Genomic DNA, 19850 nt, shown 5'->3' with positions numbered 1-19850 from the left:
ATATAAGGTCTTAGGACTGGCTTAAGCGACGCTTAAACAGCTCGCGAAAGACTGGATAAATATCGCCCGCTTCTACAATTTGCCGCATCGCAAACCGATCGGGAAACTCATTGACCACGCTCTCGTACTCATGCCATAGCGATTGATGATCGTGGGGGGTAATTTCAACATAGGCATAGTATTGCAACTGAGGCATTAGCTGCTTAATCAGCAAATCGCGACAAATATTCGAATCATCATCCCAATTATCGCCATCGGAGGCCTGCGCTACATATAGATTCCACTGGCTTGTGGGATAACGCTTCTCGATGATTTTATTGACGAGGTTTAGCGCGCTGGAAACAATCGTGCCGCCAGTTTCACGTGAGTAGAAAAACTCCTCTTCGCTTACTTCCCTGGCGGCCGTGTGATGGCGTACAAACACCAGCTCAACTTTCTCATAGTGTTTCTCCAAAAACAGGTAGAGCAGTAGGAAAAAGCGCTTGGCAATATCCTTGTGGTTTTGGGTCATCGAGCCGGAAACGTCCATGACGCAAAACATCACCGCTTGGTTAGAGGGCTGCGGCTGTGCGCTGAGCTGGTGATAGCGCAGGTCATAAGTGTCAATAAAAGGCACGCTGGCAATACGCTTTTCCAAGCGCTCGATCTCGGCTTTTAGCTCAGTGATACGGGCAGGATTGCGCAGTACTGAGTCTTTACGCTCTTCGGCATTCAGTGCCTCAACCGCGTCCTTAAGCGCTCGTTTATTGGGCGCCCGCATCGCAATACGCCTGGCATACGCTTCACGCATCGAGCGGGTAATGCTGATACGTGAAGGAACCCCATCGCGCGAAAGCCCCGCCCGCACCATTTTGACTTCTTCCAATGACTTAAGCGGCTTGCGCTGCAGGTGGGGCAATTCCAGACCATCGAAAACAAACTCTAAAAACTCCTCACGGCTAAGGGTGAAAGCAAACTCATCAACGCCCTCGCCCTGGTTCGACGCCCCCCCTTCACCATTTCCGTTACCATCCCCCTTACCCTTTGTTCGGCTAATTTTATCGCCGGCGACATATTCCTTATTACCCGGCGAAACGATATGCCGCGCACCGCCTGGGCCATGCTGGAAGACCGGTTCAGAAATATCCTTCGTCGGAATAGAAATTTTCTCACCGCGCTCCATGTCGGTAATTGAGCGGCGATTAACGGCCTCCTCAACCGATCGCTTGATATGCTTACGGTAGCGCTCTAAAAAACGCTGCCGGTTAACCGCGCTTTTATGTTTAGCGTTTGGCCTTCGATCAATAAAGTAGGTCATGCGACCTCCTTAAGCGTACAACGTAAGCGCGGCTCTTAAGCGCAGCCCCTTACTGAGACTTGCGTACACGCAAATACCACTCGGACAACAGTCGAACCTGTTTCTCGGTGTAGCCACGCTCGACCATCCGTGCCACAAAATCTTCGTGCTTTTTCTGATCTGACCGGGAAGCCTTGGCATTAAAAGAGATCACCGGCAGCAGCTCTTCCGTATTGGCGAACATTTTATGTTCAATAACGCCTTTCAATTTTTCGTAAGACTGCCAGCTCGGATTCATGCCGTTATTTTGCGCCCGTGCCCGCAGCACAAAGTTAACCACCTCATGACGGAAGTCCTTCGGGTTCGAAATCCCTGCAGGTTTCTCAATTTTCTCTAGCTCTTCATTCAACGATTGGCGATTGAGTTGCTCGCCGGTTTCATGGTCACGATATTCCTGATCCTGAATCCAGAAATCGGCATAGGTGACATAGCGATCAAAGATGTTCTGGCCATATTCACTATAGGATTCGAGGTAGGCAGTCTGAATTTCTTTACCAATGAACTCCACATAGCGAGGCGCCATAAATTCTTTGATAAAGCCTAAATAGCGCTCAAATGCCTCCGACGGCAGCTGTTCGCGCTCTAGCGCCTGTTCCAGTACGTAGAGTAGGTGCACCGGGTTAGCTGCCACTTCGACACTGTCAAAGTTGAACACTTTAGACAGAATTTTGAACGCAAAGCGGGTAGAAAGCCCCTGCATGCCCTCGTCCACACCGGCCGCGTCGCGGTACTCCTGAATCGATTTAGCACGCGGGTCGGTGTCTTTCAGGTTTTCACCATCATAGACGCGCATCTTGGAATAAATATTGGAGTTTTCCGGTGATTTAAGCCGCGAAAGCACAGAGAACTGCGCCAGCATGCGAAGCGTGTCCGGCGCACAAGGGGCGGCGTTAAGCGAAGAATCTTCAAGCAGCTTTTGATAGATTTTGATTTCTTCCGACACCCGCAAGCAGTACGGCACCTTAACGATATAGACCCGATCGAGGAACGCCTCATTGTTGCGGTTATTACGAAAAGCCTGCCACTCAGATTCGTTAGAGTGGGCTAAGATGACGCCATCAAACGGGATCGCCCCCATGCCTTCGGTAGGATTGTAATTGCCTTCCTGCGTTGCGGTGAGCAAGGGATGAAGCACCTTGATAGGCGCTTTAAACATCTCAACAAACTCCATCAGTCCCTGATTAGCGCGGCACAGGCCGCCGGAAAAGCTATAGGCATCAGGGTCATCCTGGGAATAAAGCTCTAACTGACGAATATCAACCTTACCTACCAGTGACGAGATATCCTGATTGTTCTCATCACCGGGCTCGGTTTTAGAAATAGCGATCTGATGAAGACGCGAAGGATATAAACGCACGACTCTAAACTGAGAGATATCGCCGCCATATTCTTTTAGGCGCTTTGCAGCCCAAGGTGACATAACGCTGCGTAAATAACGCTGTGGAATCCCATACTCTTTCTCTAATAGCTCGCCATCTTCTTCCGGGGAAAACAGCCCCAGCGGCGACTCGTAAACCGGTGAGCCTTTAATGGCATAAAACGGAATGCGCTCCATGAGCAGCTTAAGGCGCTCCGCTAGCGAGGACTTACCACCGCCCACCGGGCCGAGTAAATAGAGAATCTGTTTACGCTCTTCAAGCCCCTGAGCCGCATGCCTAAAGTACGCCACAATTTGCTCGATGGCGTCTTCCATACCGTGAAACTCGGCAAAGGCAGGATAACGGCGGATAACTTTATTGGAAAAAATACGCGATAGCCGCGCGTCCTTAGCAGTATCCACTACGCCAGGCTCGCCAATCGCTTCCAGCATGCGCTCGGCAGCACTGGCATACACCGCTGGCTCACGGCGACACAGCGCCAAATACTCTTCCAGGCTCATGTCTTCTTGCTGGACGCGGGAAAAACGGTCTTGAACGTGGTCAAAGATGCTCATGGCACTCTCCTGTGGCCCATCCCCGGACAGTCACCGCCAAGCCATGTGTTTCGCAACGGCGTGCCAAACGAGGTGTCGCTTTTTTAGCGTAGTCAGTATTAGCAAAAAGTGATGACTAAAACCTTCAACGCTAGAGGGTCGAAAAGATTAAAAGCAGCCGAGACGTAGCGGCCAACGTCTAAACGCGACGCTGGAACCCTGAGCTTGTAACATGTTCGAATATAGGTAACCTTTAATCACTTGACGGCAACCACTTTGAGCCGCCCTTTTTGAAGGCCCGTTCAATCCTAGGAGATAAGAATTCATGCAAATTCGTCGCGCGCTGATGACCGCTTTATTACCACTGTTCGCCGCTACCGCCACGTCAACGGCCCTGGCCCAGCAGAACGCCCAGAACGTCGACACACAGCGCTTTCAGGACTGGGAAGTGAACTGCCCCACCGAAGCCAGTCAGCAGCAGGGCTGCACTATGAGCCAAATCATCAACAACCCAAACAGCAATGAACCCCTGATGCGGGCGATGGTCGGCCACTCGGCTCAGATAGATGGCCCGGTGATGGCCTTTGTATTGCCGCTAGGGGTGAACCTAGCGGCAGGCATGCAGCTGCAGATGGATAACAACGAGCCGGTCGGCTTCCCCTACCAGTTCTGCCAAGAACAGGGCTGTCGCGCCGATCTGCCGCTTGAACCGAGCATGTTGCAGCAACTGCGCGGCGGCTCAACCGCGACCGTAAGCGCCATCGATCCAGACGGCCAGCGCCTTGACATGGACATGTCACTGATGGGCTTTACCAGCGCCATTCAGCAGATCACGCCCTAATCGGTTCGGCGCCCAGCGGCTAAAACCATACAATGCGAGCTAAGCGATTACCTCGTTCACGTCGGCTAACAGCTGATCAAGCAGTTCGACGGTGGTGTTCCAAGCACAGACAAAGCGGGCGCCGCCTGCGCCAATAAAGGTATAGAAGGTCCATCCCTTGGCTTTCAACGCTTCAATCGCCGGGGGTGGCAACTCAACGAACACGCTGTTAGCCTCGGTCGGAAACATCAGCGATACGCCTGGCAGCGCCTGCAGCCCTTCCGACAAATAGCGCGCCATGGCATTCGCATGCTGGGCATTGGTTAACCAGGCGCCGCTTTCTAGCAGCCCTAGCCACGGCGCCGATACGAAGCGCATCTTAGAAGCCAATTGGCCAGCCTGCTTACAACGGTAAGAGAAATCTTCGGCAAGCTCACGATTAAAAAACAAAATGGCTTCGCCAAATGCCAAGCCATTTTTAGTCCCCGAGAAACACAGCGCGTCTACGCCGACCTGCCACGTTAGCTCTGCTGGCGAGGCATTGAGACTTGCACAGGCATTGGCAAAGCGTGCCCCATCCATATGCAGGCGCAGGTCGTGTTTATCGGCAATGGCACGAATGGCCATGAGTTCTTCGCGGGAGTACAGCGTTCCCACCTCGGTTGCCTGGGTCAGCGATACGACTTTTGGCTTTGGATAGTGAATATCGCTTCGCTTAGTGACCAGCGCCTCGATACCTTCAGGCGTTAGCTTGCCGTTAGCACCTGGCGAGGTCAGCAGCTTCGCACCGTTGGAGAAAAATTCAGGGCCGCCGCACTCATCCGTTTCGATATGGGCCAGCTCATGACAAATAACGCTGTGATAGCTGCGCCCCATTGCCGAAAGCGCCAGCGAGTTGGCGGCCGTGCCGTTGAAAACAAAGAAAACGTCACAGTCATAGTCAAACATCTCGCGGAAACGGTCTGCGGCACGGGCCGTCCAAAGATCGTTACCATAGGCCAGATCGTCACTACGGTTGGCTTCAAGCAAATATTCCATCGCCTCTGGGCAAATACCTGAGGTGTTATCACTGGCTAAAAAACGCGGGCTACACTCCGAGGTCATGACGCTTGTCCTTATATCTGGCGATCTTACGGCGCAGGCTGGGTGCCACCAGCGCCTTTAATGCCTAGTTACGCTTAATAAATAGGCCAAGAAATCCCTTATTAACGGATCATTTAGTCTATCGCCATTTATAGGCTAACGTCACCCGCGCTTTTTAAGCACTTTCTTATAAATACGCCCTCATACTTGTATTGCTATAACAGCGCCGCTAAGCGAGTGCCCTGTTCAATAGCGCGTTTGGCGTCCAGCTCGCTGGCTTCATCAGCACCGCCGATAATATGCACCGACACTCCTGCCTGCTCTAGGGGAGTCAATAAATCACGCACGGACTCCTGACCGGCGCACACCACCACGCTATCCACCGCAAGCAGTTGATCAACGCCGTCTCGCCGGATATGCAAACCAGCATCGTCGATATTGAGATACTCACAGCCGGTTAGTATCTTCACGCCACGCTGTTTAAGCGAAGCGCGATGCACCCAGCCCGTTGTTTTACCCAAGTACTTACCCGGTTTAGACGTTTTACGCTGCAACATCACAATGTCGCGGGGAACCTCTGGCGGCGTGGGAGCCTTTAATCCACCTCGCTCGCCGACGGCTAAATCAACGCCCCACTCGTCGCACCAGGCATCGATATCCAGCGCAGCGTGCCCCTGATGTGCTAACAGCTCAGCGACATCAAAGCCAATGCCTCCTGCGCCAATCACCGCCACTCTACGCCCTACCCGACCAGGAGACTCAATTGCCTCAGCGTAGCTAAGCACCGAGGCATGGTCGTAACCTGGCAAGCTTAGCTCGCGAGGCTGAACCCCCGTAGCCAGCACCACCTCGTCAAAGCCCGCTAGCGCTTGCGCCGTGGCCGTGGTGTTCAAGCGCACCTCTACGGCATATTTGTTTAGCATGACCCGGTAATAACGTAGCGTTTCGTTGAATTCCTCTTTACCAGGAATTTTGCGCGCATAGTTAAACTGACCGCCTAGTTCACTACGCCGCTCAAACAGCACCACGTGGTGGCCGCGACTGGCCGCCGTCACCGCAGTGGCAAGCCCCGCAGGCCCACCACCCACAACGGCGATGTGCTTGGGCGCATGTGCCGGTGCAATGATTAGCTCCGTTTCATGGCAGGCACGAGGATTAACCAAGCAGGATGTCAGCTTTCCTGCAAAGGTATGGTCCAAACAGGCTTGGTTACAGGCAATGCAGGTATTAATCTGCTCGGCCTGGCCTGCCTGCGCCTTACTCACCCAGGCCGCATCCGCCAGAAAGGGCCGCGCCATAGACACCATGTCGGCATGGCCTTGCGCCAGCACCTGCTCGGCAACGTCCGGCATGTTGATCCGGTTGGTGGTAATGAGCGGAATCGTTAGCGCCGACTTAATGCGCCGGGTGACCTCGGTAAAGGCCGCCCGCGGAACGCTCGTCACAATGGTTGGCACCCTTGCTTCATGCCAGCCGATACCGGTATTGATCACATCGGCTCCGGCAGCTTCAATCGCCTGCCCCAGGGTGACGATTTCTTCCCAGGTACTGCCGTCTTCAACCAAATCAATCATCGAGAGACGGAAGATAATCACAAAGCGTTTCCCCACCGCAGCACGTACGCGACGGACAATTTCAACGGCAAAGCGCATCCGGTTCGCAAATGGCCCGCCCCATTCATCGTCACGCTGATTGGTCCGCTGGCAGATAAATTGATTAATCAGATAGCCTTCCGAGCCCATCACTTCAACGCCATCGTAGCCCGCCCGTTGTGCAAGCTGGGCGCAACGAACGTAATCGGCTATCTGCTGTTCGACCTCGTCGCTGCTCAGCGCCCGGGGCATAAAAGGATTAATCGGTGCCTGAATAGCCGAAGGAGCGACTAAATCCGGCGAATAGGCATAGCGCCCGGCGTGAAGAATTTGCATGCATAAATGGCTGCCCTCTGCGTGCACCGCATCCACTACCTGACGATGTTCCGACAGCTGCGCGTCATGGATCAGCGCGTGTGCACCCTGAAATACCGCGCCTTCAGCGTTGGGAGCAATCCCTCCCGTCACAATGAGGCTAACCCCTTCCCGCGCCCGCTCCGCATAAAACGCCGCTAAGCGTGAAAAGCCGTCAGGCGCTTCTTCCAAATTGGTATGCATTGAGCCCATTAATACGCGATTGGGCAACGTTAAATGGCCAATGGTTAGCGGGCGAAAAAGATGCGGATAGGCGGGTTCACGGGTCATCAGGTTTCTCCAGATATTATTAGACGACATTATTCAAACAAGCGTATGACATCCTGATCATCACGTATAGTCCCGCTAACGTCTGCCAATCGCTTGCCCAGCGTATGAATTCACGGCACATTACCCGGCTAACGATAAGGAAACGTTGCTATGCCCTTGATTTACTTTTTACCGCCGCTCGCTACCGTGCTCATCTGGTCGGGCAACATGACCATTAATCAGCTTAGCGTAGGTGCCATTGCACCGAGCAGCATCGCTTTTTTACGCTGGTTATTAGCACTGGCGGTAATGACGCCCTTTGTACTACCAACAGTGCTGCGACACCGCGCGGAGATTAGCCGCCAATGGCCTAAGCTTGCACTGCTAGGGCTGCTCGGTATGGGGCTATGGCAAGGGCTTGCCTATATCGCGGCAGAAACGACTACCGCGACTAATATGGGCATCCTAGCTGCAATGGTGCCGCTGTTAACGGTGCTGCTAAGTGCACTAATTCTTCGCGAGCCACCCACCCTTGGGGGCATCATCGGCGGCCTGCTGGCATTTGTCGGCGTTACGGTACTGCTGGGGCGTGGCAATCCGCTGTCACTGCTGCATTTACAGGTCGCGCTAGGCGATGCGCTAATGGTCGTGGCGGCCACCTGCTACGCACTGTATGGCGTTATGCTCAAACGCTGGTCGATGAACTTACCGCCCTGGGTAATGCTCTATGCGCAGGTTTGTTTTGCCGTTTTGTTCTTGCTACCACCGTACTTGATGGGTCCAATGACGCCCATCGATGGGCAAAACATTGGGCTAATACTCTATGCGGGTATTCCTGCTTCCGTAATTACCACCTTTTTATGGATGCGTGCGGTGCGTCAAATCGGCGCCAATCAATCAAGTATTTTCATCAATTTAATGCCGCTATTTAGCGCTCTGATTGCGATGGTTTTTTTAGGCGAGCAGGTGGCCAGTTTCCATCTGACGGGAGGGCTGCTGATTCTGGCGGGCGTGATCATGGCGCAAACGCTGACCCGTCCGTTCACACGTGATTTAACCTCCGATAAGTCGAGCCGCGCTCGATAATGCTAGAATGGTCGTTTATTTCTGACGCTGGGAAGCCCTAATATGTCCCTGGAAGAGCTGCATCTTAATCTGCGCAACCTAATGAGCGATGACTACGATCAGCTCAAGACCTTGATGGACGCGGTCTATCACGATATTGGCGGTGCTTGGCCAAAGCGCACGATCGATAAGCTCATTCAGGAGTTTCCTGATGGCCAAATCGCCATTGAAGATGATGGTATTCTGGTCGGTGTAGCCCTAACGGTTCAGGTCGATTACGACGAGTTTTCGAACCCGCACAAGTATGACGATCTTATTGGTCATCGCGAAATTATCCTCAACGACGAGGATGGCGATGCTATGTACGGGCTAGACGTGCTGATTCATCCCGACTACCGGGGTTATCGCCTAGGACGACGTCTTTACGAAGCACGTAAAGAGCTGTGCCGTTCGATGAACCTGCGGTCAATTCTTGCCGGTGGACGTATCCCAGGCTACCACCAGCATGCCGATGAACTTACGCCCGCTCAATATATTGATAAAGTCTCACGCAAAGAGATTTATGACCCGATTTTGTCTTTCCAACAGGCAAATGATTTCCAGGTAAAGCGCTTGCTGCGTAAATACCTACCGGAAGATGAGCAGTCTCGCGGCTACGCTACCTTGCTGGAGTGGAATAATATCTTATTTGAGCCCGCCGACAGCGTGCTCGACAACAAGCCGACTCAAGTGCGTGTAGGTGCCGTGCAGTGGCAGATGCGTGAGTTCTCCTCGGTAGAAGCCGCCCTTCAGCAGATCGAATACTTTGTTGATGCCCTCTCCGATTATCAGAGTGATTTTGCGGTCTTCCCCGAGCTGTTCTATGCACCGCTGATGGGCCTTCAAGACCGCGATGCCCAGAAGGATCAAATGGGCGCTATTCGCTTTTTGGCCGGTTTCACCGAGCGATTTAAGCTCGAGCTATCGCGTATGGCGGTCTCGTACAACATCAACATTGTTGGCGGCTCGATGATAGAAGTCGGTGACGATGACAGGCTCTATAACATCGCTTACCTGTTCCACCGTGATGGTAGCGTTGAGCGTCAGGCCAAACTGCATATTACCCCTCAAGAGCGCCGCGACTGGGTGATAGAGGGTGGTGATGAGCTTCAGGTGTTTGATACGGACGCAGGCCGCGTAGGCATCTTGATTTGCTATGACGTGGAGTTCCCAGAGTTGGGTCGCCTGCTGGCCGATCAAGACATGGACATCCTGTTCGTGCCCTTCTGGACCGACACTAAAAACGGCTACCTGCGCGTGCGTCACTGTGCCCAGGCAAGGGCGATTGAAAACGAGTGCTACGTGGTGCTCTGCGGCAGCGTTGGCAACCTGCCTTCGATTGAAAACCTCGACATTCAATACGCTCAGTCAGCGGTTTTCTCGCCTTCCGATTTCGCCTTCCCGCACGATGCCGTGCTGGCGGAAACGACGCCCAATACAGAGATGATTTTCTTCTCTGATTTGGATCTTACACGCCTCACGGTCGTGCGCGCTGAAGGCTCAGTGACGAATTTGAAAGACCGTCGTAAAGATTTGTTCGATCTACGCTGGCGTGACTGGTCGTGGAAATCCGGCGGTAAGTCAGAAGAGTGAATGAGAAGAGTGAATGACCGCACCACGCCTTGATCGCTAAGCCGAATACAACAACGCCGCCCCATTGGGCGGCGTTGTTGTTAGTGAGCGGCACGGTTGCTCTCAATCAGGCCAAACGAGATGGGCAGGCACCCGCCCCTTAGCATCAAATAACACACCTTCATCGCGTAGTTTCTGATGCTGACGCTCAGCCCCACCATGATCAGCAAGCTTTAACGACGCCGCAATCACGCGATGCCAAGGCAACTGATGGCCATCCGGCAGATGCCGCATCGCCGAGCCTACCATGCGCGGGGTCGCGCCTTCCGTCATTTTAGCAATGCGGCCATAGGTGGTGACACGGCCCGGCGGAATCTGATCAACGATCGTATAAATCTGTTCGAGTAGTTCAGGCCGAGCCATGACGACAACCTCCTTTTTACTTTTTCGGCCAAGCCTTTGGATCAACTTTATTGACCAGCTTAGGGAAACGGCTTGGGTCAAATACCGGCTCTTTACCCGCTTTCAGCTGCACTTCGTAGTCACGGAAAAGTGAGAAAGCCACCGGCGACAGCATCAAAATGGCCACCAAGTTAATAATCGCCATCATCCCCATTGAGAGGTCAGCGAAGTTCCAGATGGCGCCAAGACTGGCCACCGAACCCACCATAATCATCGCCAGCACTGCAAAGCGATAAATCATAATGGCCATAGGGGCACGGCGTCCGGCTAAATACTCAATATTAGACTCACCGTAAGAGTAGTTGGCAATAACCGACGTAAACGCAAACAGCAGAATCGCCACCGCGACAAACATACCGCCCCAGTCGCCTACGTGGCTGGATAGCGCCATTTGGGTTAGCTGAATGCCATTATTCTCATCACCTGACATTAGCTCTGGCCCGGCCATAATGATGATCGCCGCCGTTGCCGTACAGATGACGAGGGTATCTAAAAACACCCCCAGCATTTGGATAAAACCCTGCGCGGCAGGATGGTCGGGGCGCGTAGAGGCCGTTGCCGCCGCGTTGGGAGCAGAGCCCATACCCGCCTCATTAGAGAAGAGTCCGCGCTGAATACCGTTCATTATCGCCTGAGAAACGGCGTAACCAACGGCACCGCCGGCTGCTTGCTCAAGACCAAAAGCACTGCGCAAAATCGTCATGATCGCGGCGGGAAATTCACTGATATTCAACCCCACCACGACCAGCGCCAGCACCAGATAAAGCAACGCCATCAGCGGTACAACCAGTTCAGCTACTTTGGCGATCGACTTTAAACCACCAAAAATGATCGGTGCGACCACCGCCATCAAGACTAACCCCATGGCCCAGGTGGGAATGGCAAATGCCTGTTCCATCGCCTGGGCGATGGAGTTGGCCTGAACACTGTTAAACGCCAATCCAAACGCAATAATCAAACAAATCGAAAACAGCATCGCCAACCAGCGTAAGCCAAGCCCTTTTTCAATATAGCGGGCCGGGCCACCGCGAAAGGTATTATCGCCATGGTCGGTTTTATACGCCTGAGCCAGCGTCGACTCTACAAAGCTGGTTGCCATGCCGACCATCGCGGTCATCCACATCCAGAAAATGGCGCCGGGGCCACCAAAATAGATCGCGACGGCCACGCCAGCAAGGTTACCCGTACCGACTCGCGCCGCTAAGCTGGTTGAAAGTGCTTGAAACGAAGAGATACCGCCGTTTGATTCGCGGGAGCTGCGCAGCAGCTTAAACATATGGCCAAAATAACGAACTTGAACACCGCGGGTCATAACGGTGAAGTAGATGCCAGCACCAATCAATAAGTAAACCAGTACGCTGCCCCACAGCAGTCCATTGCCACGATCCACTAGCGCTGCAAGAGAAAATTCCATATATCAGACGCCTTTTTTAGCATTGAAAACGCATCATTCTTCACGGTTGCACCAAAATGGCAAGCGCATTGGAAAAATGATGCCGGCCACAAGCTCACCAATCCAGCGTTAAAAGCAGCTTAACGTGACTCAACTAGCCACGCCCAAACCAAGGCAGCATCCTCATCTACGTGACGACGATTAGGGCGCACTAACCAAAAACGCTCATCACTCACTACGCTAAGCGCAAAGGGAGCGACCAGGTCCGTGCGCCGTTCCATTAAACGTCGATGGGTAAGCGCGACACCTCCACCCTGGCTAGCTAATACCAGCGTCATCACCTGGTTATCGCAGGTTATTGACCAACACCGTGCTTCCATATCCGCTACGTTTGCGGCCTGAAGCCAACCTGACCAGCCAATGCCAAACCCTGCTGCATGAAGCAATGTATGCCCAGCCAAATCGCTTGGTGACGCCAGTGTTTTAGCCAGCGCAGGCGAACAAACCGGCTGCAGTTGATCCTCACCTAGCGACTGCATATCAACACCGGCCCATTCCCCTTTGCCGTAACGAATTTCAATGTCAGCGCCTTCGGGGCCGAAATCATCCGGCCAGATCGCACTTACCAAGCGAACGGCGACCTGCGGATAGGCACGGTGGAAAGCAATTAAGCGCGGAGCCAGCCAGGACTGCTGAATCACCGGTGTCGTGCGTATCGTGACCGGCTGCTCAGTGGTGCTGCCAAAGACTTCTAGCGTGCCTTCACTAATGCGCATGAAAGCATCATGAATACTCGGCATCCATGCCTGCCCGGCGGGCGTTAACGTCAAACTACGGGCATGGCGCACAAACAATTTTTGACCTACGCGATCCTCCAACAGCCTAACACGCTGGCTGATGGCAGCCTGAGTGACGCCTAGCTCGTTACCTGCGGCGGTAAAACTCAATGTACGTGCCGCAGACTCAAAGGCCTGCAGCCATAACAACGGCGGTAATTGACCCATGAAAAAGCTACCTATAAGTAAAACGATGTCTTAGGGGTCAGATTAATCGTTTGTCACTGACGCGGCTACTCCTTCATCCTAAATAACAGTAATGCACCGCCCCCTAGACATTTCCGTCAAGGGAGTCATCTGGAGTTTTAATGAACAGCGCAATACAAACGATACCTTCGACAATAACGAGCAATGTTCACGCCCCAGACATGGGCGAATTAACCCCCTACCAAGCCGGGCCTGCACTCACCCAGGCGACACTCGTCCAATATGGCATCTCACTTGAGTGGCAAGATGGCCAGCAAACCACCCTGCCCTTACTCTGGTTGCGCGATCACTGCGCCTGCCATGCCTGCCGTCATCCGCAGACACGCGAAAGGCTCTATCTGCCACTTGAAGCGATTTCTGAGCCGCCAAGCGTTGCGCTACGGGATGGCCACCTGCACCTGAACTGGCCGGATGGGCATGCCAGCGCGTTTCATTGCGGCTGGCTATATCAACGCCGCCCAGAAGCAAGCCTGAGCTCAGCGGTACCCAGCAGCATCGCGTGGAATGATAACTTTGCGCCTGAGCGTATCAGTCACAGCGATTTTTTAACGCCTCAAGGTGAGAAAGCCTGGCTCACCGCCATGCTACGCGATGGGCTGGCACTAATGACGGATGGCCCCTTGGTAGAAGAGGAAGTGAGCCGTTTAGCTGAGCGTATTGGGCCGCTGCGTGCCACCAACTTTGGCGCTCGCTTCGATGTGCGCTCAAAACCCAACCCCAACAACGCGGCTTATACTGCGGTCGGGTTACCCCTGCATATCGATTTGCCCAACTGGCGCCAACCGCCGGATATTCAGTTGCTCTACTGCCTGCAAAACGACGCCAACGGTGGCGAATCACTGTTTGCGGATGGTGCCCGCGTCGTCGAAGCCCTACGCCAGAAAGACCCGGCGGCGTTAGCCATTCTCAGCGGGACACCGATTGATTTCCGCTTCCAGGATGAAACCCACGATATTTCTATGCGGGCGCCAGTGATCACACTGGATTGCGCCGGCAACCTTGTTGAGATGCGCCTAAATAACTGGATTCGCGACGCCCTTCATCTACCCGTGGAGCAAATGGAAGCTTGGTACAGCGCTTACGCTCTACTGTGGAAGCTGTTTCACAGCGAAGCACATCAGTTAGAGTTCACGCTTCGCCCGGGGCAGATGGTGGCGTTTGATAATCGCCGTGTGCTTCATGGTCGTCGTGAGTTCGACCCCAACAGCGGCGCACGCCATTTGCAGGGCACCTACCTCGACCGCGATATGCTGGCTTCACGCCTTCGCGTGCTCGCCCGCAATAGCGATCATTCAACTGTTACCTGCGACTAATTTACGGCGGTTACAACATCTTAGACGTGGATTTTGTCACGCACACCGCAAATGGATAGTGCGACAGAAGCGCGTCTACAACAGCGTGCGGCAGAGCTAGACTTCCCGGCCGATGACCTCATCGAGGTTACTCAGGGCGATTCGTGCCCGGGCCGCTATTCGTTTCTTCTGGCAGTGCCGACACTCGCCCGACCATTTCCCGTTGCGCAAAATCAATAAAGGCGCGCAGCCTGGCGGGCACGTGGCGGCGCTGCTCAAACACCGCGTAAAAGTCTGCTCGTACGCCTTGCCAGCTAGGCAGTAACGCCATTAATTCGCCGCTGGCAAGGTGCTCATTAACATCCCACCACGAACGCAACATGACACCGTGCCCATCCAGCGCTAACCGGGTGGTCACCTCCGCATCATTGCTTGCCAACCGGCCGCTGACTTTGACCGACTGTACCTTGGCAGGCTGACCGCATTGCTCAAAGCGCCACACTGGAAAATCGCTGTCGTTCTCACGGATCACTAAGCAAGCATGCTGCTGCAGGTCTGCGGGCGTTTGAAGCGTTGGCGCCTGGGCGATATACGCAGGTGATGCGCAGAGCACGCGCCGATTCATTAAAATTCGCCGGGCGACCAAGCGCGACTCTGGAGGCTCGCCAATGCGAATGCCAATATCAAAACCGTGATCGCTCAAATTAAGCGGAAAGTTAGTGAGCTCGAGCCACCCTTCTACGTCTGGATGCTGGGCACAGAAACGTGACAGCAAAGGAGCAATGTGGCGACGGCCAAAGCCAAAGGTGGCGTTAATGCGTAGCCTGCCGCTAAGCGCCTGGTTGATACTCTCGCCCAATGAATTTTCCAGTTCATCAAGCTCGTCTAAAATCAGTGCCCCACGTGCAAAATAGCGTTCGCCCTCGGCCGTCAGCGTTAAGCGCCTTGTGGTACGGGCAGCCAACTCGACGCCTAAACGCCCTTCAAGCATTTTTAATCGCTTGCTCACCGCTGACAGCGAAAGGCCAAGCTCGCGTGCCGTCGCCGTTAAACTCCCGGCACGGGCTAAATGCTGAAAAAAAGCCAAATCATCCAACTGAGCCATCTAACACCCCGGCTATTCTCTACTTTCAAGCAACAATAACTTGAATAATAGCCTGATTATCTCTTAACAAATAGCCGCTACACTCAGTTCTGATAGTGCTTTATGTTTCAGTATTCATACCTCTGAACTGATATTGAATAACAAACAATGTAAGGAGTTACCATGGCTCATACGATTGCGGTCATTGCTGGCGATGGCATTGGCACCGAAGTAATGCCTGAGGGCATTCGCGCGCTTGAAGCTGCTGCCAAGCGTTTCAATATTGATCTTGAATTTAGCGTCTTTGAATTTGGTAGCTGCGACTACTATTTAGAACACGGCAAGATGCTGCCGGATGACTGGTTCGAGCAGCTAAAAGATTTCGATGCGCTCTTCTATGGTGCCGTTGGCTGGCCTGAAAAAGTGCCTGACCACATATCACTGTGGGGTTCATTGCTCCAATTCCGCCGCCAGTTCGATCAATACATTAACCTGCGTCCTTGCAAACTGATGCCCGGCATTAAGAGCCCGCTAACAGGTCGCGAAGCGGGTGATATCGACTTTTATGTAGTTCGCGAGAACACCGAAGGCGAGTACTCAAGCGTTGGCGGAAAGATGTTTGAAGGCACTGATCGTGAAGTCGTCATTCAAGAAACCATCATGACCCGCACCGGCGTCGATCGCGTGCTGAAATATGCGTTTGAGCTGGCCCAAACACGCCCACGCAAAAAGCTGACCTCGGCGACCAAGTCCAACGGTATCTCAATCACTATGCCCTATTGGGATGAGCGCGTAGTCGAAATGTCGAAAGGCTACCCAGAGATTGCCGTGGATAAATTTCATATCGACATTCTGACCGCTAACTTTGTACTTCATCCGGACTGGTTTGACGTGGTGGTGGGCAGCAACCTGTTTGGCGATATACTTTCTGACTTAGGTCCCGCCTGTACCGGCACTATCGGCATTGCACCGTCGGCCAACATTAACCCAGAAGGCAAATTCCCGAGCCTGTTCGAGCCAGTTCATGGCAGCGCACCTGATATCGCCGGCAAAGGTGTCGCCAACCCTATTGGCCAGATATGGTCAGGTGCCATGATGCTTGAACACTTAGGCTACAAGGAAGCCGCCGACGCTATAGTAACGGCGATTGAGGAAGTACTCAGCGAAGGCGATAGCCAAGTACTTACTCGCGACGTGGGCGGGCAAGGCACCACCGCAAGCCTGGGCCGGGCAATTGCCGATAAGCTTGCGGTCTAAAACTGAACGCGGCGCTCAGGCTTTAAATACTTATTTTTAAATACTTATATTGTAAATACTTTGCTTTAAATACATAGGTTTAAGATCTGAGCCTGAACGACTGAGCAATGACGCTAAGCGCGTGCGCCTATAGGCCCACGCGCTATTTTAGGGTCGGGCCACCAAATGCTCAGGTGCAAGCTGGCCAATATCCGTCACCCCCATTAATGCCAAATCGCGGACAACCTCTTCACGCAGTAGATTCAATGCATGCGTCACGCCCGCCTCACCTGCATAAGCTGCCGCGTAGTTAATCGGCCTGCCAATGAATACAAAGTCTGCCCCTAACGCTAATGCTTTAATAATGTCCGTGCCGCGTCTAAAACCGCTATCGACCATCACCGGGATATGCTCCACAGCCTGGACAATATCAGGCAGCGCATCGAGTGCCGCAACACCACTATCGAGCTGCCGACCACCGTGATTGGACACAATGACAGCGTCGCCTCCCAGCGCTTCAACTCGCCGTGCGTCCTCAGGATGCAGAATCCCTTTGACGATCAACTTGCCTGGCCATAGCGCCCTCACCCGCTCAAGGTAGCTCCAGTCGAGATGAGTGCGGCCAGAGAAATCGCGAGTGACATTCTTGGAGATAACCGCAATGCCCCGCTGGGCATAGTTATTCTCAAAATGCGGTATGCCGTGATGATAGAGCGTGCGTAGAAAAGTACCGAAGAGCCAGCGTGGTCGAATAATGCCATCCCAGGCCAGCCGCAAACTCGGCCGAAGCGGCGATGAAAAACCGCTGCGGCGATTATTGTCACCATTAGGTGGCATGGCATAATCCACCGTAATCACTAAGTTGCGGTAGCCCGCCCGCTCGACGCGAGCAAGCAATGCTTCAATCTCATCAAGCGTGCCGGGCAAATAAGCCTGGAACCAGTCGGTGGGCCCATCCTTCTGAACAGTTTCAAGAGGGATAAGCGAGCTTCCGCTAAGTATCATCGGAAGCTTGGCTTTAGCCGCCGCGCGCGCCTGCACAAGATCACCGCGGTAAGCCGTTAAGGCGCTAATCCCCATGGGAGCAATGCCAAAGGGCGCGCTATAGCGCTGGCCTAAAAGCTCAGTTTCAATCGAGATTGCAGACACATCAACTAGGGCTCTAGGCCGCAAGGCATAGCGATCAAACGCCTGCCGATTGGCTAACTGCGTTTTACCCTCTTCTGCACTGTTAGCCACATAGCCAAACAGCGGCCTAGGTAAGTGTTTATGAGCTACGCGTTCAAAGTCCTGCAGGTTGCCGATTTTTTTTAGTTGCTTCACACCATTTCCTATTGGGTCTTCGTCCACGCGTTGGGGTTTACCATATTAGGAGGGGGTTTACGCTTCAACGCAATCAACAAATTGTCGATAGCCAACTGCGCCACTTGCTCAAGAACCACGACGCCAGCGAGCGGCGTCACCTTGCACTTTACGTCATCCACCACTAGCTTTGTCATGCCAACCCCTGAAACGTTTCCAAGGAGCTAGGAATGACGATTTTTGAAGCCCTGCGCAAGGACCATGATATCCAGCGCGACCTGCTCGCCCAGTTAGTTGAGACTCACGGCGATAGTGACGAGCGCGCTAACCTGTATCAGCAGGTGCGGGCTGAATTGCACGGCCATGCGGCGGCGGAAGAGCGGGCGCTGTATATCCCCATGATGGCCATTGATCTCACCCAAGAAAAAGCGCGCCACAGCGTGGCTGAGCACCATGAGATTGACGAGCTATTAGAGCTGCTTGATGAAACTGAATATAGCGCGACTCACTGGCTGACCCATGCTAAACAGCTGCAGCATTTAGTGACCCATCACCTGGATGAAGAAGAGCAAGAAGTTTTCCAGCTGGCTGGGCGTGGGCTTGAAGACAAACAAAAAACCTCTCTCGCCAGCGAGTATCAGCAAGAGATGAAGCGCCAGCGTTCAGCCTAACCTGACATTCCTTCTGCAAAAAAAGCGCTCATGCCTAGCATGGGCGCTTTTTCATTGTTTCATGATTAAACTGGGCTTTTTCACGCGAACGACCTATGGGTTTGTCACACTCGCTCAACGTGCTAAACCTAGGCTCACGGTTATGCTGACAACCACACGGATGAAGGAACCAACAATGCTAGGCCACTGGCTCGATTGGTCGCTTGACGGGCAGCCCCCCGCCTCTCGCAGCGGCGCTTTTAGAAGCGGAACGTATTCTTTACACGCGCCTGGCATTATGGAGCTCACCCCTCATCAGCCAAGCGCTGATGCCCACGCTTGCATCTTTTCAGCAGCGATCCACGGCAACGAAACGGCGCCGGTTGAGCTGATCGGTGAGTGGCTAAGCGCTTTGGAAGCAGGCACCGCGACGCTGGGCGCGCCCGTGTTAGTCATTCTAGGCAACTTGCCTGCGCTTAAGGCTCAGCAGCGCTTTTTCAGCACCAATTTAAACCGCCTGTTCAACCGCGAGCTAACCGTTGAAGGCCCAGAACCTGATCGCGCCCGTGAACTAATGGACGCGGTCGATCATTTTTATACCCGCCATACCGATCGCCCCAAGCTGCATTACGACCTGCATACCGCCATTCGAGGCAGTCGCTACCCACGCTTTGTCGTGGAACCCTTTGCGCAATCAGCGACCGCCCCTTCGCAGTGGAGCTGGTTCGCCGCGGCGGACATGCAGGCAGTGCTGCATCAACATCAGCACAGCTGGACATTCTCTCACTACAGCAAGCATTATCACGCAGCCCAGGCGTTTACTATTGAGCTGGGGCGTGTCGCACCTTTTGGCCAAAACGACATGGCATCGCTGGCACCCATGCGTGCGCTGCTTACATCACTGAGTGAAGGTCATCAGCCAGCAGGTAAGCCAGCGTCACAGATGGTGTTTTTTCAAGTTCACCACGAACTCATGCGCCACTCTGACGATTTCCAACTGTGTTTTTCCGACGACACGCTCAATTTCAGCCGCTTCGAACCCGGCACGCTGTTGTCGCAAGACGGCACTGCGGGTGATTTTCGAGTAGGCGATACGCCTCTTTGCGTGGTGTTTCCTAACGCCAACGTTGAAGTGGGCGCTAGGGCAGCATTATTAGTAGCACCCATTTCAGCACAATCTTAAATCAGTACAATTCTAAGAGCATCACGAAAGAACTGAGAAAAAATGGGCTTTAAAACCGTATGAAAGTCAGCGATGTTGACAATAATAATGGCGAGAAGATCACAGGCCATTAAGCAAAGGGACTAACGTCGAATGCTTAATGTCATAATTAGGGCGCGCGCA

At 53.5% G+C, this 19850-nt stretch carries 17 protein-coding genes; 7 read left to right on the top strand and 10 right to left on the bottom strand.

From position 1 onward, the window contains the following. Positions 1 to 10 precede the first annotated feature (10 nt). Together ACT3TF_RS02540 and ACT3TF_RS02535 are read right to left on the bottom strand one after the other, a co-directional pair. Positions 11 to 1297 (bottom strand): YeaH/YhbH family protein, encoded by a 1287-nt coding sequence (locus ACT3TF_RS02540; protein ID WP_444671515.1) that lies wholly within the window; start codon positions 1295 to 1297, stop codon positions 11 to 13. Between the two features lie 49 nt (positions 1298 to 1346). Further along, positions 1347 to 3269, bottom strand: a complete 1923-nt coding sequence (locus tag ACT3TF_RS02535) for a PrkA family serine protein kinase (protein ID WP_444671514.1) — start codon at positions 3267 to 3269, stop codon at positions 1347 to 1349. A 304-nt stretch (positions 3270 to 3573) separates the two neighbouring features. Here ACT3TF_RS02535 and ACT3TF_RS02530 point away from each other — a divergent pair, with 304 nt between their 5' ends. Further along, the gene (locus tag ACT3TF_RS02530) at positions 3574 to 4089 is read left to right on the top strand and encodes an invasion associated locus B family protein (protein WP_444625330.1); all 516 of its coding nucleotides are present in this window, start codon (positions 3574 to 3576) and stop codon (positions 4087 to 4089) included. 39 nt (positions 4090 to 4128) lie between these two features. Here the strand turns inward: ACT3TF_RS02530 and ACT3TF_RS02525 are convergent, their stop codons facing one another. Further along, entirely contained in the window at positions 4129 to 5172 is a 1044-nt protein-coding gene (locus tag ACT3TF_RS02525) for a threonine aldolase family protein (RefSeq protein WP_441684742.1), read from the bottom strand. A gap of 194 nt (positions 5173 to 5366) precedes the next feature. Further along, positions 5367 to 7388 carry an FAD-dependent oxidoreductase gene (locus ACT3TF_RS02520; RefSeq protein ID WP_444671513.1) on the bottom strand — a complete coding sequence of 674 codons (2022 nt, stop codon included), beginning with the start codon at positions 7386 to 7388 and terminating at the stop codon, positions 5367 to 5369. Between the two features lie 150 nt (positions 7389 to 7538). Between ACT3TF_RS02520 and ACT3TF_RS02515 the strand changes: the two genes are divergently transcribed. Both ACT3TF_RS02515 and ACT3TF_RS02510 read left to right on the top strand, forming a co-directional pair. Then, positions 7539 to 8453, top strand: coding sequence for a DMT family transporter (locus ACT3TF_RS02515; RefSeq protein ID WP_444671512.1), 915 nt, complete (start codon positions 7539 to 7541; stop codon positions 8451 to 8453). A gap of 42 nt (positions 8454 to 8495) precedes the next feature. After that, positions 8496 to 10064, top strand: coding sequence for a bifunctional GNAT family N-acetyltransferase/carbon-nitrogen hydrolase family protein (locus ACT3TF_RS02510; RefSeq protein ID WP_096278934.1), 1569 nt, complete (start codon positions 8496 to 8498; stop codon positions 10062 to 10064). A gap of 102 nt (positions 10065 to 10166) precedes the next feature. On the opposite strand, the gene ACT3TF_RS02505 is transcribed toward ACT3TF_RS02510, so the two are convergent. From ACT3TF_RS02505 to ACT3TF_RS02495, 3 genes are all read right to left on the bottom strand, one after another. Beyond that, the gene (locus ACT3TF_RS02505; RefSeq protein ID WP_444671511.1) at positions 10167 to 10466 is read right to left on the bottom strand and encodes an MGMT family protein; all 300 of its coding nucleotides are present in this window, start codon (positions 10464 to 10466) and stop codon (positions 10167 to 10169) included. A gap of 16 nt (positions 10467 to 10482) precedes the next feature. Continuing rightward, on the bottom strand, positions 10483 to 11919 hold the full coding sequence (locus ACT3TF_RS02500) for an alanine/glycine:cation symporter family protein (protein WP_441684733.1): 1437 nt from the start codon (positions 11917 to 11919) through the stop codon (positions 10483 to 10485). Between the two features lie 119 nt (positions 11920 to 12038). Beyond that, the gene (locus ACT3TF_RS02495; RefSeq protein ID WP_441684731.1) at positions 12039 to 12902 is read right to left on the bottom strand and encodes a LysR substrate-binding domain-containing protein; all 864 of its coding nucleotides are present in this window, start codon (positions 12900 to 12902) and stop codon (positions 12039 to 12041) included. 140 nt (positions 12903 to 13042) lie between these two features. Between ACT3TF_RS02495 and ACT3TF_RS02490 the strand changes: the two genes are divergently transcribed. Continuing rightward, the gene (locus tag ACT3TF_RS02490; RefSeq protein ID WP_444671510.1) at positions 13043 to 14254 is read left to right on the top strand and encodes a TauD/TfdA family dioxygenase; all 1212 of its coding nucleotides are present in this window, start codon (positions 13043 to 13045) and stop codon (positions 14252 to 14254) included. 127 nt (positions 14255 to 14381) lie between these two features. Here ACT3TF_RS02490 and ACT3TF_RS02485 read toward each other — a convergent pair whose 3' ends face one another. Continuing rightward, a complete protein-coding gene (locus ACT3TF_RS02485; RefSeq protein WP_441684728.1) occupies positions 14382 to 15338 on the bottom strand; it encodes a LysR family transcriptional regulator in 957 nt (318 codons plus the stop codon). A gap of 162 nt (positions 15339 to 15500) precedes the next feature. On the opposite strand from ACT3TF_RS02485, the gene ACT3TF_RS02480 reads away from it, so the two are divergent. After that, on the top strand, positions 15501 to 16574 hold the full coding sequence (locus tag ACT3TF_RS02480; protein WP_441684726.1) for a tartrate dehydrogenase: 1074 nt from the start codon (positions 15501 to 15503) through the stop codon (positions 16572 to 16574). 147 nt (positions 16575 to 16721) lie between these two features. Here ACT3TF_RS02480 and ACT3TF_RS02475 read toward each other — a convergent pair whose 3' ends face one another. Next, positions 16722 to 17876 carry an alpha-hydroxy acid oxidase gene (locus tag ACT3TF_RS02475; RefSeq protein ID WP_444671509.1) on the bottom strand — a complete coding sequence of 385 codons (1155 nt, stop codon included), beginning with the start codon at positions 17874 to 17876 and terminating at the stop codon, positions 16722 to 16724. An 8-nt stretch (positions 17877 to 17884) separates the two neighbouring features. Then, positions 17885 to 18052, bottom strand: a complete 168-nt coding sequence (locus tag ACT3TF_RS02470) for a hypothetical protein (RefSeq protein WP_444671508.1) — start codon at positions 18050 to 18052, stop codon at positions 17885 to 17887. 33 nt (positions 18053 to 18085) lie between these two features. Here ACT3TF_RS02470 and ACT3TF_RS02465 point away from each other — a divergent pair, with 33 nt between their 5' ends. Together ACT3TF_RS02465 and ACT3TF_RS02460 are read left to right on the top strand one after the other, a co-directional pair. Further along, the gene (locus ACT3TF_RS02465; RefSeq protein ID WP_444671507.1) at positions 18086 to 18526 is read left to right on the top strand and encodes a hemerythrin domain-containing protein; all 441 of its coding nucleotides are present in this window, start codon (positions 18086 to 18088) and stop codon (positions 18524 to 18526) included. Positions 18527 to 18701: 175 nt separating this feature from the next. Continuing rightward, positions 18702 to 19688 (top strand): succinylglutamate desuccinylase, encoded by a 987-nt coding sequence (locus ACT3TF_RS02460; RefSeq protein WP_444671571.1) that lies wholly within the window; start codon positions 18702 to 18704, stop codon positions 19686 to 19688. The last annotated feature ends 162 nt before the right edge of the window (positions 19689 to 19850 follow it).

The sequence above is a fragment of the Halomonas sp. AOP25-F1-15 genome (genome assembly GCF_052378675.1).
GTDB lineage: Bacteria > Pseudomonadota > Gammaproteobacteria > Pseudomonadales > Halomonadaceae > Vreelandella > Vreelandella casei.
Note: the sequence above shows the minus strand (reverse complement) of the source record. Positions and strands in the feature narration are given on the sequence as shown.